General features: G+C 68.8%; 19 protein-coding genes. 1 reads left to right on the top strand and 18 read right to left on the bottom strand.

The window, feature by feature from the left end; all coding sequences use genetic code 11:
- The first annotated feature begins 60 nt into the window (after positions 1-60).
- Positions 61-672, top strand: coding sequence for a hypothetical protein (locus tag AB0M02_RS00375; RefSeq protein WP_364219122.1), 612 nt, complete (start codon positions 61-63; stop codon positions 670-672).
- Here the strand turns inward: AB0M02_RS00375 and AB0M02_RS00370 are convergent.
- The 18 genes from AB0M02_RS00370 to AB0M02_RS00285 all read right to left on the bottom strand — a co-directional run bounded on the left by AB0M02_RS00370 (position 669) and on the right by AB0M02_RS00285 (position 13,068).
- Positions 669-1,799, bottom strand: a complete 1,131-nt coding sequence (locus AB0M02_RS00370) for a phage minor capsid protein (RefSeq protein WP_364219119.1) — start codon at positions 1,797-1,799, stop codon at positions 669-671. The genes AB0M02_RS00375 and AB0M02_RS00370 overlap by 4 nt on opposite strands.
- 3 nt (positions 1,800-1,802) lie before the next feature.
- The gene (locus tag AB0M02_RS00365; protein ID WP_364219116.1) at positions 1,803-3,401 is read right to left on the bottom strand and encodes a phage portal protein; all 1,599 of its coding nucleotides are present in this window, start codon (positions 3,399-3,401) and stop codon (positions 1,803-1,805) included.
- A gap of 24 nt (positions 3,402-3,425) precedes the next feature.
- On the bottom strand, positions 3,426-3,737 hold the full coding sequence (locus AB0M02_RS00360) for a DUF6275 family protein (protein ID WP_364219113.1): 312 nt from the start codon (positions 3,735-3,737) through the stop codon (positions 3,426-3,428).
- Positions 3,738-3,746: 9 nt separating this feature from the next.
- Positions 3,747-4,016: a hypothetical protein gene (locus AB0M02_RS00355; RefSeq protein ID WP_364219110.1), complete on the bottom strand. Its 270-nt coding sequence runs from the start codon at positions 4,014-4,016 to the stop codon at positions 3,747-3,749.
- A 12-nt stretch (positions 4,017-4,028) separates the two neighbouring features.
- Entirely contained in the window at positions 4,029-4,208 is a 180-nt protein-coding gene (locus tag AB0M02_RS00350; protein WP_364222413.1) for a BldC family transcriptional regulator, read from the bottom strand.
- Between the two features lie 49 nt (positions 4,209-4,257).
- Positions 4,258-5,553, bottom strand: coding sequence for a PBSX family phage terminase large subunit (locus AB0M02_RS00345; RefSeq protein WP_364219107.1), 1,296 nt, complete (start codon positions 5,551-5,553; stop codon positions 4,258-4,260).
- Complete coding sequence (locus AB0M02_RS00340; protein ID WP_364219104.1) at positions 5,543-6,058, bottom strand: helix-turn-helix domain-containing protein; 516 nt, start codon at positions 6,056-6,058, stop codon at positions 5,543-5,545. Before AB0M02_RS00340 ends, AB0M02_RS00345 begins: the two co-directional genes overlap by 11 nt.
- Before the next feature lie 671 nt (positions 6,059-6,729).
- On the bottom strand, positions 6,730-7,533 hold the full coding sequence (locus AB0M02_RS00335; RefSeq protein ID WP_364219102.1) for a hypothetical protein: 804 nt from the start codon (positions 7,531-7,533) through the stop codon (positions 6,730-6,732).
- Positions 7,530-7,730: a hypothetical protein gene (locus AB0M02_RS00330; protein WP_364219099.1), complete on the bottom strand. Its 201-nt coding sequence runs from the start codon at positions 7,728-7,730 to the stop codon at positions 7,530-7,532. Before AB0M02_RS00330 ends, AB0M02_RS00335 begins: the two co-directional genes overlap by 4 nt.
- Positions 7,727-7,936 (bottom strand): hypothetical protein, encoded by a 210-nt coding sequence (locus AB0M02_RS00325; protein ID WP_364219097.1) that lies wholly within the window; start codon positions 7,934-7,936, stop codon positions 7,727-7,729. The genes AB0M02_RS00330 and AB0M02_RS00325 overlap by 4 nt, the downstream gene beginning before the upstream one ends.
- The gene (locus AB0M02_RS00320; protein ID WP_364219094.1) at positions 7,933-8,127 is read right to left on the bottom strand and encodes a hypothetical protein; all 195 of its coding nucleotides are present in this window, start codon (positions 8,125-8,127) and stop codon (positions 7,933-7,935) included. The genes AB0M02_RS00325 and AB0M02_RS00320 overlap by 4 nt, the downstream gene beginning before the upstream one ends.
- A gap of 191 nt (positions 8,128-8,318) precedes the next feature.
- Positions 8,319-8,612: a hypothetical protein gene (locus AB0M02_RS00315; RefSeq protein WP_364219092.1), complete on the bottom strand. Its 294-nt coding sequence runs from the start codon at positions 8,610-8,612 to the stop codon at positions 8,319-8,321.
- Positions 8,613-8,709: 97 nt separating this feature from the next.
- Positions 8,710-9,324, bottom strand: a complete 615-nt coding sequence (locus tag AB0M02_RS00310) for a histone-like nucleoid-structuring protein Lsr2 (protein WP_364219089.1) — start codon at positions 9,322-9,324, stop codon at positions 8,710-8,712.
- On the bottom strand, positions 9,321-10,478 hold the full coding sequence (locus AB0M02_RS00305) for a hypothetical protein (RefSeq protein WP_364219086.1): 1,158 nt from the start codon (positions 10,476-10,478) through the stop codon (positions 9,321-9,323). The genes AB0M02_RS00310 and AB0M02_RS00305 overlap by 4 nt, the downstream gene beginning before the upstream one ends.
- On the bottom strand, positions 10,475-10,900 hold the full coding sequence (locus tag AB0M02_RS00300) for a VVA0879 family protein (protein WP_364219083.1): 426 nt from the start codon (positions 10,898-10,900) through the stop codon (positions 10,475-10,477). The genes AB0M02_RS00305 and AB0M02_RS00300 overlap by 4 nt, the downstream gene beginning before the upstream one ends.
- Positions 10,901-11,064: 164 nt before the next feature.
- Entirely contained in the window at positions 11,065-11,349 is a 285-nt protein-coding gene (locus tag AB0M02_RS00295) for a hypothetical protein (protein WP_364219080.1), read from the bottom strand.
- Positions 11,350-11,563: 214 nt separating this feature from the next.
- On the bottom strand, positions 11,564-12,433 hold the full coding sequence (locus tag AB0M02_RS00290) for a hypothetical protein (protein ID WP_364219077.1): 870 nt from the start codon (positions 12,431-12,433) through the stop codon (positions 11,564-11,566).
- Entirely contained in the window at positions 12,430-13,068 is a 639-nt protein-coding gene (locus AB0M02_RS00285; RefSeq protein WP_364219074.1) for a GIY-YIG nuclease family protein, read from the bottom strand. The genes AB0M02_RS00290 and AB0M02_RS00285 overlap by 4 nt, the downstream gene beginning before the upstream one ends.
- Positions 13,069-13,088: the final 20 nt, after the last annotated feature.

Raw genomic sequence — 13,088 nt, 5'->3', positions numbered from 1 at the left:
GTGCGCCCCATTTCGTCCCCTGACAGAGGAGCATCGATGAGGGCACGTCACGTTGTGGTGATGGCCGCACTCGCGCTGAGCACGACAGGCTGCGGCACCGAAGACCCCGCCCCCGTGGTGACCGAGGCCGCCCCCGCCGCCAGCCAGCCACCGCCGCCACCGGCCTGCGCCGACGTGTTCATCCCGGGCAAGGTCGTCGACAAGGCGAAGGCCTCCGCCGGCTGCATGAGCCCGTCCGGAACCATCCAGGCCGTCGGGGCGCACAGCTGCACGGACGGCACCGTGCTGTGGCAAGTCGACGCCACGACGGGCGCCAAGGCCGGCTATGCACGCGAGGGCAAGCCGTACCGCGTGGTGAAAGGCGACGTCGCAGCCGACCGGAGTTACAAGAAGACGTACAACGCGTGCGTGTCGGATCAGCCGGCCAAGGCCAGATCGGAGAACACAGTGGGGATCGAAGCGGGCAAGAAGTCACCGGCGGTGGCCGTCGAAGTGACCGCCGGAGCTGGCCGCGCGCATGTCTCGGTCGTTACAACAACGCCGGCCACCCCAACCGAGCCAGCTGACCCGCCGGCCGGCGAGGAGCAGATCCCGACGCCCTTCCCTGGCGGAGAGTGGGCCAACGCGCCGAAGCCGACAGCGACCGTGGAGCTGACTGAAGATCCGGTCTAGCGGGGTTGGCTGCCGGCGCCGATCGTCTCTCGGTAGGGCAGCCGTTTCAAGCTCGGGTGGGCGGCCAGGTGCTTTCGCATCTGGCCTTGCCACGCTCGGACCTTCGCGCGGGCCTGCGCAGCGGCCACTGGCGTCAACGCTCCCAGCTCGCGCTCGCGCCACCGCCGGATCGACCGTTCGATCGCACGCTGCCGCTGCCGAGCTGCGTCACCTGCCGGGTCGGCGGTCGGCCTCGGCGGCAGCCGCGTCACACCAGGCAGGTACGCGCGGACACTGTGGCGGCAGTTCGGGTGCTGGAAACCAGCGGCTCGGGCGTCAGCCAGCACCGCCCGCACCTCAATCTGGATCGGCTCGCCGGTGAGCTGGTGCGGCACCGTGATCCGCCCAGTCGGCCCAGGATCGATCCGGAGGACTTGACCCTCGTACGGGCGGCAGAGCACACATTCCTGGGCTTCGTTGCTGACCATGACCAGGTCGAGGCCGAGGCGCTGCTGCCGGTCGACCTGGCCCTGCACGGCCGCCCGCTGGGTGACCGTGCGCACGCCCATCTCGACGTACGAGGAGAGGCGCCAGCGACGGCCGCGACGATCGACGAAGCTGGCCACACCGTGCTCGACGAACCGAGCGAAGGCGATCTGTGCCGCCTGTCGGCGAGTGAGGCCGCCGATCGTGCTTCCCGCGGTGGCCTCGGCGATGACCCGCCGGTAGACGTCCATCACGTGGCGCAGCACGTTGGAGTGCCGTGCGCCGATGTCCCGGACCAGCGCGGTGGCGAGGGCCAGGATCACCTGCGGCCGCGGTAGGGCCGGCTGCGCGACGGCCGCCTGCAGCCGCGCGGCGACCTGCTCTGGGATCTCGCCGAGGACGCTGGCGTCGGCGCTCTCGTACGCCTCGGTCACCGCCTGCAGCACCAGGTCCGGTAGCTCTCCGCGGAGGTCGTCGAGGATCTCGGCGACAGCCGCGCGGACCTTCCCGATGGCGAGGAGGCGTTCGGTTGCCCACTGCGGGGTCTCGAGCCCGACGGTCAGGTGCCGGGTGATGGCGCGGACGAGTTGCTGTTCGGCTTCGCGGTAGAGGTCGGCGGTGGCTCGGACGATCTGTTCGATGCGTTCCGGGTCGACCGCCATCGGCTACTCCTCAGGGTCGACCTCGTTCTCGGCCTTGTCGCCGGGTGGTTTGTTTCCGGCGAGGCCGCCGAGGGACAGCTCCGGATCGAGGCCAGCCCCCTGGTCGTCCTTGATCCGCTTCACCTCCTCGGCAACCTGCGTGTCGTCGAGGTCTGGGCTGCGCATACGGACCTTGGTTTCGATCGAGATGGCCGTGGCAGCGTCAAGAAGCTGGATGGTCCTCGCGATCGTTTCCGGGCCGTCCTGGACGCCGTCCGGGAATTCCACGGCGGGCCGCTCCGGCTCCACCGCGGCGGCGAGGTTCCAGGCGTTCTCGTACTCCAGAAGCAGCTCGATGGCCTGGGGGATCCCAGGCCGCCACGCACCCGAGATCCGGTTTCCCCTGGTCGTGAAGCTCATGCGCTCGCGCGCCTGAACTTCGGTGGCGGTGGCCGCGATGTCGCCTTCCTCGCCGAGCGTCTGGCTACTCAGTCCGGCGTGCCGGAGCGCCTGCTCGAACAGGGATTCCGCCGTCGCTTTGTGGGCCTCCCAGCGGATGTCGAACTGGTTGGCGGACAGCTGCTGGCCGAGGTTCGGGTCCTTGCCCGGTGAGGCGTTTACGGCGGCCCACACCTCGCGGTCGGCGTCGAAGGTGGCGCCTTGGCCGCGGCCGTTCGACTGGAGCATGTACTCCGGGACGACGATCCGGCCCTTGGCCAGGCGGACGTCGCGCATCCACAACGTCCAGGTCTCGTCGAAGTTGTCGAAGATCGGCTCATTGCCGTCGAAATCGCTGCGGCCCAAGTACTTCAGGCCGGCGATGGTGCGCCACTTGCGTTGCGGGCCGGCGTTCGGGATCCGGACCACATCCAGCCGGCCCAGCCTCGTCTCTTCGGCGCCGTCTGCGTCGACCAGGTCCGCCAGGTGCGCCGAGGCGGTGTACTCGGTGAGTGGCACCGGTCGGCCCAGTTTTTCCTGGGTGCCTTCGTGGACGGCATGGACGATGCGGCCGGGCTCGTGGTGCTCGAGTAGCCGGACGACTTTGGAGCCGTCGGTGGCCAGGACCGACCAGAAGGTGACCTCGACAAGGCGGCCCCAGCGGATGGTGGGGATGGCGCCGTCGGCGTGCACGGTAGCCAGGAACGCCCGGTCGGCGTACACCTCGGGATCGCGCACGGGGCGGAGGTAGACGTCGCCGAGGGCGGAGGCGGCTTCGGCGGCGTGGAGGAGGAGGGTGTGGAGGCCGTCTTCCTCCAGCTGCTCCAGCCGCTCCTGGACCGCTTTGTTCTCGCTGGTGATCGCCGGGGGCTCGGAGAAGATCAGGTCCGCGGCTGTGCGCGCGAGGTCGGCGGGGAGCGGGATGTGGAGTCGGCCGTCGCGGGCGCCGACTGGAGGTGGGCTGCCCCAGAGCCAGCGGGAGACGGCGCCGATGACGCCGCCGGCGTATTGGCCGGCGCGGGCCCGCTGCGACGGTGGAAGGGACTGGCCGCTGCTGTCGCGCCAGCGGTAGACGTCGCGGAGTTTGTCGGCGGAGCCGTCGTACCAGGCGTCCCAGTCGCGGTAGGCCTGGTACGCGGGGACGAACTCCGGGGGTGGCCAGGTGCCGCCGGTGGGGATCGGCACGCTGGCCTCCTTCGGGTCAGATGGTCAGGGCAAGTTGTCGAGTTCGTCGGCCTTGAGGCAGACGTTGTCGACCTTGACGTAGGTGTCGACGTAGAGCTCGGAGCTGGCGCCGTTGTAGGTGAGCTCGTAGTACTTGCCGTCGGGCAGGGTGGTGGAGGCGAGCGCTTTCCAGTTGCCGAGGGTCTTGGCGAACCAGACGACGAAGACGTTCGAGAGGTCGAATTCGATCTCTGGGTCGGACTTGTCGAGGCGATCCTTGACCAGCTTCAGTACGACGCGCTTGGCGCGGTCCTGGAGATCGATCGGGACATAGTTGTTGTTCCGGACGGGTCTCACGTGCCCGCGTCAGACGCGCGGCGGCCAGGACCAGTGGCCGGGCCCGTCTCCGAGGGTGCGCGAGGTGGCCCAGTAGTCGTCCTCGCCGTCGAGCAGGACCTTCAGGTTCGCCGTCAGGCCAGCGCCGAATGTCGCGGTGACGACGGCCGGGAGCACCTGGCCCTCCTGGACCGCGTTGCGGACCTGCTGGCCGCGGTACACCGGCAGGCGGTTGTCGATCTGCACGACGTCACCAGCGGACAGCTTGTAGTGGACGGTGCGGCCGATGCTGAGCTGCATAAGGACTCCTGTTCAGGCGGGGGTTGGGGCGGCGAGGGCGCGGACTTCCGGCTCCGAGTAGCGGCGGTGCCCGCCCGGGGTGCGCACGCTGCTGAGCTTCCCGGCCCGTGCCCAGTTACCGACGGTCTTACGGTCGACACCGAAGATGGCGGCGACCTCCGAGCCCTTCAGGAACGGTCCGAGCTCGGCCAGGCGCTGTTGTTGTGCTGCTTGGCGGGGCGTGGGCATGCGGGAGACTCCTTCATGCGGCGAGTTCGACGGCCGCCCGGACGAGCGGCCGCCACAGGACCTCCGTGGTGGTGATCGCGTACCGGGCGGCGTCGATGCTGTGGTCGTCGGCCTTGACCGGCTTGTCCTCGCCCTTCTCCGCCGCCTCGTCGTCCCACGAGTAGCCGGGGATCTCGTCGAGGAGCCCCTTACACGACTTGTGGACCTTGAGGCGGTCGGTGCCGAGCATCGACGACACGAGCCGGATGCCGTCGAGGACGTCGTTGTCGGCGAGCGCCGGCGTCAAACCGTCTTCGTGCAGCTGCAGCCGCAGGCTGGCCGCTGACGGGTCGACACACAGCCACTCTGGCGAGATGCCCACCTGACCCCGGTCGTCGAGGCCGGCCATCCAGGCGCGCAGCTGCTTCGACAGCTTCCAGTCGGTCAGCTGCTGACGGGCGATCGCCGGGTCGTGCCGCCACTCGTGCGACAGGATCAGCTCTCCGTCGTCGGAGACACCGAGCATCAGGGCGGCGGTGGCGTTGCGGGTGCCGTAGTCGATCCCCAGCGAGATCCACCGGTACATCGGCGGCAGGGTCTCGATGACGTGCCGGTCCTCGTCGAACATGTCGAAGACCGCACCTTCGGCCATCACCCAGGCGCCCTGGATGAACCGCTTGTACCAGAGCCCGACGTACTCGGTCTTCAGGTCGCGGACGTACTGCGGGTCCAGGTGCGGGTTGTCGTCGAGGGTGGACTTCCAGGTGCGCAGGTTCAGCTCGCCGGTGCCGCCGTAGCCCTGCCCGCGGAGCAGGTACTTCTTCCGCAGCCAATGCGCTGGGCTGTCGGGGTTGGTGGTGCCGAACAGCTGGGCGCCGCGTACCGACAGGCGCGCCAGGACCTGCGTGAAGAAGGCTTCGGGGATGGTAGTGATCTCGTCGCCGTAGGCCAGGCACAGCGTCATGCCGCGGACCTTGGGTTCGGCCTTGGCGTCGTTCGCGCCGAGCACGTCGACCTGGCGGCCGAGAATCGAGCCGAGGGCGGCACCGGGGTTGTACTTCGTCATCTTGGCGAGGGGGCCGAAGATGTCCGGGTCCTGCAGGACGGAGAAGACATTGCGGTTGACGCTCTCGCGCGTCTTGCCGAAGATCAGGATCCGGCCGTGGGTGGGCGCGGCCGCGATCGCGATCAGCAGGCGCAGCAGCGACGCCACCGTCTTGCCCGAGCGGACCGAGCCCTGCCAGATGTTCAGGCGCGCGGTCGACTCCACCAGGGAGCGGATGTGGATCGGCGACAGCTGTCGGCGTACTGCATCGACATCAATCCCCATCGCTGGGCGGCTGGTCGACCAGCTCGCTGTACGCCTCGCCCAGGCCCTTCGCGAGCGCGCCGAGCATGCTCTTCGCGCCGTTGATGCCGGGGTCGGCGTCGAACTCTTCCAGGCGCAGGCTCTTGTCGATGGCGATGCCGGCGGCGAACATCAGATCGCGCTGGTCCCGCGGGTCTGGGCGGGAGATCGTGCCGGTGATCATGCCGTCGTTGGTGAGCCGGTGCACGGTGTGCGGCTGGTGCATCCGCGTGCGCAGCGTTTCGGCGTCGTCCAGGAGCTTCAGCGAGAGGGCGGCGCGGCGGGCTCGGGCGTCGTCCTTCACGGCCTGGACGGCTTCGCTGGTGCGGTGGGCGTCGAAGCGGAGGCCGGCTTCGTCGCAGATCTTGGAGATGGTGCGGGCGCCGCGCTTCATCTCCTTGGCGATCGCGTTCCGGGAGAGGCCATCGGCGTGGAGTGCCCAGACTCGGTCTTTCTCTTCCTCGGTGACGGGACGGTATTTGCCCATGGTTTCGCCTCCGTGGGTGCGGGCCGGGCCTTGCCGGCGTCGCCGGGTACCCGCCTTGCGGGCCCGAAGTTCTGCGGGTGTGGCCGGAGTCCCCTGTGCCCTGGCCACACCCTGTGCCGTCTCCAGCCCTTGGCCCCGCAGCCTCTGGAGACGACAACAGCCCCGGAGTGGCGTGGGCACTCCGGGGCTGCGCAGATTTCGATGTTTGGGCAGGGTTCGTCAGCACCTGCTCAAACGGACAAGTCAGATATTGCGTTCGTGATCCGATTCTGTCAAGCGCGAGGCCGGCCTTTCCCCGTGCGGCGTGACCTGCGTTCCTCCTCGATCGCCTCGGCCAGGTTGTAGTACACGATGCCGCGGCCCGGGCCGGGGAGGAGCTTGCGGGCAACGCGACTGCGGCGGGCCCAGAAGCGTATGAGCTCGGGGCCCGTACGGCGGTCCAGGCCAAGTTCTTGGGCGACTTCGCGGGCGGTACCCCACGGCTGGCCTGTCTCAGGATCGCGGATCACGGCTAGTCCGCTCGCATCCGTCAGCCAGGCACCGGGCAATGCCGTATCGATCCCACTCAACGTGACCCGAATTCAGCGGGTATCCGTGCACCTGCCGGTCTGGGCAGAACCACATCCGCACAGGGGCATTGAGCAGTTCCTCCGGCCACTCGTCGAAGCCCGTCATGCGGCCAGCCCCACAATCTGCACGCCTGCCCGGATCGACGCCGCAAGGGGAGAATCCGCAGCCCAGATATGCCTCACTCCGTGGGTCGGCACATCCATCGAGCAGGCGTGCCCCTCGCAGTCGGCCTCGCACTCCTCGCCACAGGGAATGCACCGTTCACCTGCGCAGATGCACGACGGCGCGCACACGATCGTCCACCGCGCCGAGTCCGGCGCGCTGGTCTGGATGCGCAGCCGGCGGCGGTCGCACGCCGGGCACGGCGGCACGTACGGCGGGACGACCAGGTCCTCGTCGAGGCGAGCGTACGCGCGCACCCGGGCATCCGCGTCCGCCAAAGTGATGCCGACCGCCTGGGCGATCTTCGGACGGGTCACCGGCAGCACCGTCGACAGCCACGTCCACCGTGCGTCCCGGCGCACACCCCACTCGTCGAGCAGCTGGCGCCAGTGCCCGGACCAGGCGAGCAGCGGATCGCGGTGGTGATGGTAGGCGAGCAGGCCGTGGGCTTCGACCAGGGCCTGGTTCACCTCCCGCTCCAGGTCGCTCAGACCGGGGACGTCGCCGGGCGCCGAGGTGGCGCCGGCCTTCGAGCCGGCCAGGCGGATCCGGTCGGGCTTCTCCTCGAGGAGACGCGCGTCGTGTCGTTGGAGGGAGGCGAGCGAGCGCGGCCGCGACGTGCTGGGGCCGAGTTGGGGGCGGCGGGCGAGGAACGTGTCGCGGTTGTCGTGGAGGTGGCGTAGGGCGCGGCGGAGGGACCAGAGGGCGGCCTGGGCGTGCAACTGGTGCGGATGCTGGATCACTCGTCGTCCTCGTCGTCCCACGTCTCGTCGACGGCGATCCCGGCTGCTTGGGCGATCGCACGGGCGGTCTTCTCGACGGCATCCATGCCGGACCAGCCGTGCTCGTCGTGGTTTGCGGTGGCGACCGTCCTGCCGTTGACCTTGACGCGGAGGTGTTCGTCGTCGGGGTGGGCGATCGTGATGCTGACGTTGGTCATCGGGTGCTCTCCGGCTTCGGCCAGGAGTCGTGGTTGAGTCGGCGCGCGGTCCGCCAGTGGTTGCCCTCCAGCTCGTCCACCACGGCCTTGATCTCCAGGGCCTCGTCCGGGTCAAGGTGGTCGAGCGCGGTTGGGTCGGCCATGGCGTTCCGGATGGCCTGGGCGGCGATCATGTGCGCTCTGGCCAGGGCTTGCTGCTTGGTCATCGCTTCTCCCGGGTGTCGCAGGGGCCGCTGTGGGCGTAGTGGAGCCGGCACGCCGTGCTGCTGCACGGCCCTTTCAGTTCCAGGAGCTCGCGCTCACGCTCGGCGAGTACCGAGGTCAGCGCGCTGATTCGGGCCTTGACTTCGGGCATTCCCTCGACCTGCAGGTGGACGGTTGCATGTTTCTGAGCCATTGGTGCTCCTGGGTGTGGTGGGCCGCCGGGGGCGGTCGGCGGTCCACGGGTCTACGGGTTGTTGCGGTGAAGCCAGCAGAGGTCGGTCCACAACCGGCACAGCCGACCGCACACCAGACAGCGGCCGAGGCCGGCCCAGCGAGCGGCAGCAAACGCGGCGGCGAGAACCGCGAACACGAGGGCCAGTGCGCTCACGTAGCGCGCTCGCCGACGTAGCGGGCGTACACAGTGACCACGTCGTTGTGCTTGCGGCTGACCGCGGCGAATGAGCCTGTCGGGCAGAAGCAGCGGATCTTCCCGGAGCGGATGACCGTGGCGAGCGTGGTGGCCGCGTACGGTCGGCCTTCGTAGAGAACCGCCCACCTGTCGGGTTCCTCGCGGAGTGCGTCGGCGACCTCGGTCCACTTGCTGCGCCCGCCGCCCTTGGCCGGTGCCTGGGCGTGGGGTGGGTCTTCCCAGCGCAGAATCCGGAAAGGCATGGTCACCAGAGCCTCCAGAGGAGCCGGAGGCCGATGAGCGCGCAGCCGATCATGGCCCAGCCGAGCAGATTCGGGTCGGGGTCGACGTGCTCGATCAGGGCCGTCATGCCGGTCCCCCGGTCGCTTGGGCCCGCTCGTAGGCCTGGACCACGGACGCAGGCACCCTGCCCAGCTTCGGGCAGTCGACGCCGGCCTCAGCCGCCCAGGCACGGACCGCCTTGGCGTCAGGCGCCGGGAACGGTGTGGTGACGGGGTCGGTCTTGCCTCGCCTGCTGGTACCGATCTGGGCTCGGATCTCCGCGAGTCGCGCCTCCAGCTTGTCGGCTTCGGCGCGCAGCTCGGCCGTCTTCTCATGCTCGGTGAGCTGCTTCTCCAGGTCGTCGGCGAGGTCGGCGATCCGGTCGGCCAGGGAGACGAGGTTCGGCCGTTCGCTGGCGATTGCGCGGGCAACGACCGCGGAGATTCCGTCGGTCGTTGATGCGGCGGCGGCAGTCGCGATGTCGACTCGACCGGTGCGGATCAGCCAGGTTGCGACCATTCGGCCGGCGCCGGCGCGGCCGCCGCCGGGAACGCTGGTCAGCACGCGGCTGACGGCGACGGGCTCAGCGCCCGTCTTCTGGACGATGTCGTCCGCGCTGAGGTCGGCGGCGTACATGGCGAGGATGCGGGCCTCGGTAGGGCCGACGCGGACGCCGAGGATGCTGATCGTGTCGCTCATTGAACGTCGTCCTCGATGGCGTACTGCGGCGCGATGGGGCCGCCGACGGTCGCGATCGGCTGGCTTGTGCCCTGGACGGTGTCGCCGGTGGGCCTGAGCTGGATCTTCCGGACCGCGGCGCCGATCTGGATGTACGCGCCGTCGTAGTGGTCGATCTCTGCGGGCGTCAGCTCCCGGGTCGTCTTCTTCGGGAACCGGACGTTGACGTAGCCGTAGCCTTCGGCCCACTCGCCGACCCAGTCGTCGCTGTCCTCGCCGTGGATGATCGCGAGTTGGGCGGGGAAGCGGCTGAGTTGGCCGGCGTAGGTGTGATGGGCGTGGGTCGCCATCATGTAACGCTCGGACGTGACCGGTTCTTGCGTTTCGCCCCGGTCGTTGACGCTGTTTACGACCGGAACAGAAGCGCGAAAACTGCTCGGATTCCGTACCGCATAGTGACCATTATGGTGTAGCGCACCACTTTCGGTTACTTCCTCTCGCACACCCTTGACGGCGTCGAAGATCGGCGAATCCGAAGGCTCTTGCGCGTTATGGGGAACCGAACCGCCCTCGCTTCCCTGGTGGTCGCTTGGCAATCGAATGGAGTCGAGGTATTCCTCGCCTTTGGCCGTGAGGAGGACCATCACGAGGTAGTCGTCGGCGTTGGCTGCGAGTACGGCGGCGACCTTGGCGGCTGCGTTGTCGAGTGGTCCGGTGCTGTCGCCGTGCTTCCAGTTGCGGACGGTTTGGACGAGGACACCGGCGACGTCGCCCAGGTGGTCGTAGTGGAGCAGGGCGGCGGCGTAGTTCCGGTGGTAGTGCTCTTTCTCGGCATGGGCTTCGCTGAGCTCGGCGAGCGCAGCCTTGAGCGACTCTTCGAGCGCGGTGATGCGCTTCTGGGACTCGGCGACGGTGGGCAGCTCGAAGGCCTCGCGCTGCTCGCGGAAGGTGGTTACCGGGCGGGCGACCATCCTGCACTCGGCGGTGTTCTGGTGGGGGTAGGGGCGGCCTGTGGCGCAGGGCAGGATGCCGTCGGCGTGCCAAACCCCGCCCTGCTCCAGCTCTTCCGTGTCCGGGGCTGTCGGGAATGTCGGCTCGGGCTCGGCCGGGTCCCTGGCGATCATCGAGTCGAGCAGGTGACGAGGGAGTTCGGGGAGTGGCTGGCTGTCGGTCATCGGGTGACCTCGGCCTTCTCCGCGATGGTGCGGATGACCTCCGCGATAGTGCGGATAACAGGGCCGTCGGGGTGGGGTTCGCCGGCGAGGGGGAAGGCCCACATGGAGCGGCCTTCGGTGAGGGTGATCTCCCAGGGTCCGCGGAGGAGTCCGTAGGCGGCCCAGTTGCAGCCACGGCCGGTGTATTCGCCGGGAGCGTGCTTCTTGTCGAGGGCGCCGAGGTGGCGGCCGATGCACTCCTGGCCGGCGCGGCCGGGGTCGACCTGCAGGTCGCGGAATTCGGCGATGGTGGCGACGTCGTCGCAGTGCGGGCAGCGGAAGGCGATGGCGAACAGGTCGTCTCCGAAGCGGAGTTTGGCTTCGGTCAGGAGGTCCTTCTGGGTGATGCGGATGTGGCTCAGCTGGGTGTCAACGTCGGCCATGGTGGCGCTCCGATTCGATCTGTAAGCGTATTTGTCGGGCTCGTGCAGGTGTGACCCGCCAGGCGGGGTCGTCGTGCGGTCCTGGTGGTTCTGGCGGTGGTTTGCGGGTGGCTCTGGCGTGGGCCCGGGCGACGGCTGCGGCGGCCGCTGCGCGGGTGCGTTTCTCACCCGGGGTCAGGTGTCGCATCGGGGATGGGCCGGCTGTCGGGTCGGGTGTGGAGGCCGAGTTCGGCGGCGACCAGGACGGCGAGGCCGAGCTGGTCGGTCAGGCAGCAGGGGGCGCCGTGGGCGATCTCGGTGGCGATGGGGCCTTGGGCGAGTAGCTGGGCGGCGGTGGCGCGTGGTTTGCCGGCGGGGAGCGCGTCGGCGGCGGCCACGATGCGCTGGGCGATGTTGCGGGCTTGGGCGTGGAGCTGGTCGTAGTAGCCGGTGGTGTGTCGCTTGTGCATCGGGTCTTCCTGTTCAGGCGGCGGTTCGGCGGGCACGGGCTCGGGCGGCGCCACGCTGGCGACGTTCGAGCCGGCGGCGTTCGGCGTCCAGCTGGGCGACGGGGACCGGCGGTAAGGGCGGCTCTAGCTCGGGATACAGCGGGGGCAGGCCGACCATTCGGTTGAGGGCGGCTGAGTGGTGCGGTGCAGGGAGATCGGGCACAGCGGGGACTCCTCAGGAGGCGTTGCGGGTGCGGTGTTCGTGCCGGGCTGTGGCCCGGCGGCGGATGGCGTCGGCGACGACGGCGGGCGTGCCGGGCCGGATGAGCAGTTCGGCGCTGGGTGCCGGTTGCGGGTTGGCGGCGACCAGGCGGAGGTCTGCGGGCTCGTCGCGCGCGTGCGTACGCGGGAGTGACTCACCCTCTTGGTCTTGGGCTGGGGTGAGCGGCTCGGAGAGTGAGCGATCTAGTTCAGTTCCCGACGGCGCAGCCGGCGGGAGCCGCCGGGGGTCTGGGGGCGGCGCGCCCCCAGTGGGTGGTTCCAAGGACGGTTCTCGGGTGGTTCCTGGGTGGTTCATGGGTGGTTCCCCCGGCGCTGCGTCCGCACGTGCGTCGTGTGCGTCCGCACGTGCGTCGTGTGCGTCCGCACGTGCGTCGTGTGCGTCCGCACGTGCGGATTTTGAGTGCGCACGTGCGGATTCTGCGTCCGCACGTTCTTGCCGTTGCCGGGCACGACGGGCCCGTTCCCGGGCCGCGTGTTCGGCCTTCTTCCGATCGATGTCCTCCTCGATCTGGTCGCGTTCGGCGGGGTTACGGCGCTTGGTCATGTCGAGGTTCCAGCGGCGGGTTCCCCACCGCGTGACGCCGTCGTCGACGAGCAGGCCGGCTGCCTCCAGCCGGGCCTGGGCGCGTTCGACGGTGCGGGCGTCGTATCCGGTGCGCCAGACGATGTCGGCGACGGCCGCGTGGGAGTTGCCGCCGTGCTCGTCGGCGCGTTCGGCACGGGCCACGAGCACGGCGCGCGCGGTCGTGTCCGGCAGGCCGGAACCCGGCATCCGGAGCATGGGTGCCTCGTCCATGGCCCACTGCACGGCCTTGTAGCTCACCTACTGGCCTTCTTGTTAAGGGGCGGACAGTGCTCCTTAAGCAATCGGTCCTCAAGCTCATATGCACGCTCGCGGTCCTCACACGGAACAGCGCGCCACGCGACAAATTCCTTTCCATTCTTGAAGTGAGCCAAAAGCCTCTTCTCGAAATCTTTAGTGCTTCCGCAATACGCTGGCGAATAGTCGGCCGAATACAAGACGTAGACGACCGAGATTCCTGGACCCGGCCGATTGCCTATGACATTTCCGACCGGCCCCCAGGACTCCTGCCGGACCTCCCATTGCCCAACCCAGCCGTCAGAGTCCGGATCGTTCGGCGCATAGCGCCTAGCGCGATCCACGTCCCGCTTCATGGCTTGCAGATGCGGAAGGCCCGCCGATTTCCAAGCTTCACCGAGAAACGGCGCCCTTAGCGCTTCGTAGATTTTTAGAAGTCGAGGGGATTCCCAATCAGCAGGATCTTTGTCCCGCTGGCGCTTGACCTCACAGGCGATCTGCTTGAGCGTGTCCTTGCGCGCTTCTTTTAGGCGGTCAAGCTTGTCTTCGAGCCCTTTGATCGCACGTTCCAGACCTTCCAGGTGCTGCACGGAAGCCGCCATCTCAGCAGGCACGTCGGTCTCGGTAACGATCGTCATTTGGTTCTCCTGCGTGGCTC

This window comes from Actinoplanes sp. NPDC051861 (genome assembly GCF_040681145.1).
Lineage (GTDB): Bacteria > Actinomycetota > Actinomycetes > Mycobacteriales > Micromonosporaceae > Actinoplanes.
The sequence above is the reverse complement of the archived record's forward strand: the minus strand, read 5'-3'. Positions and strand labels throughout refer to the sequence as shown.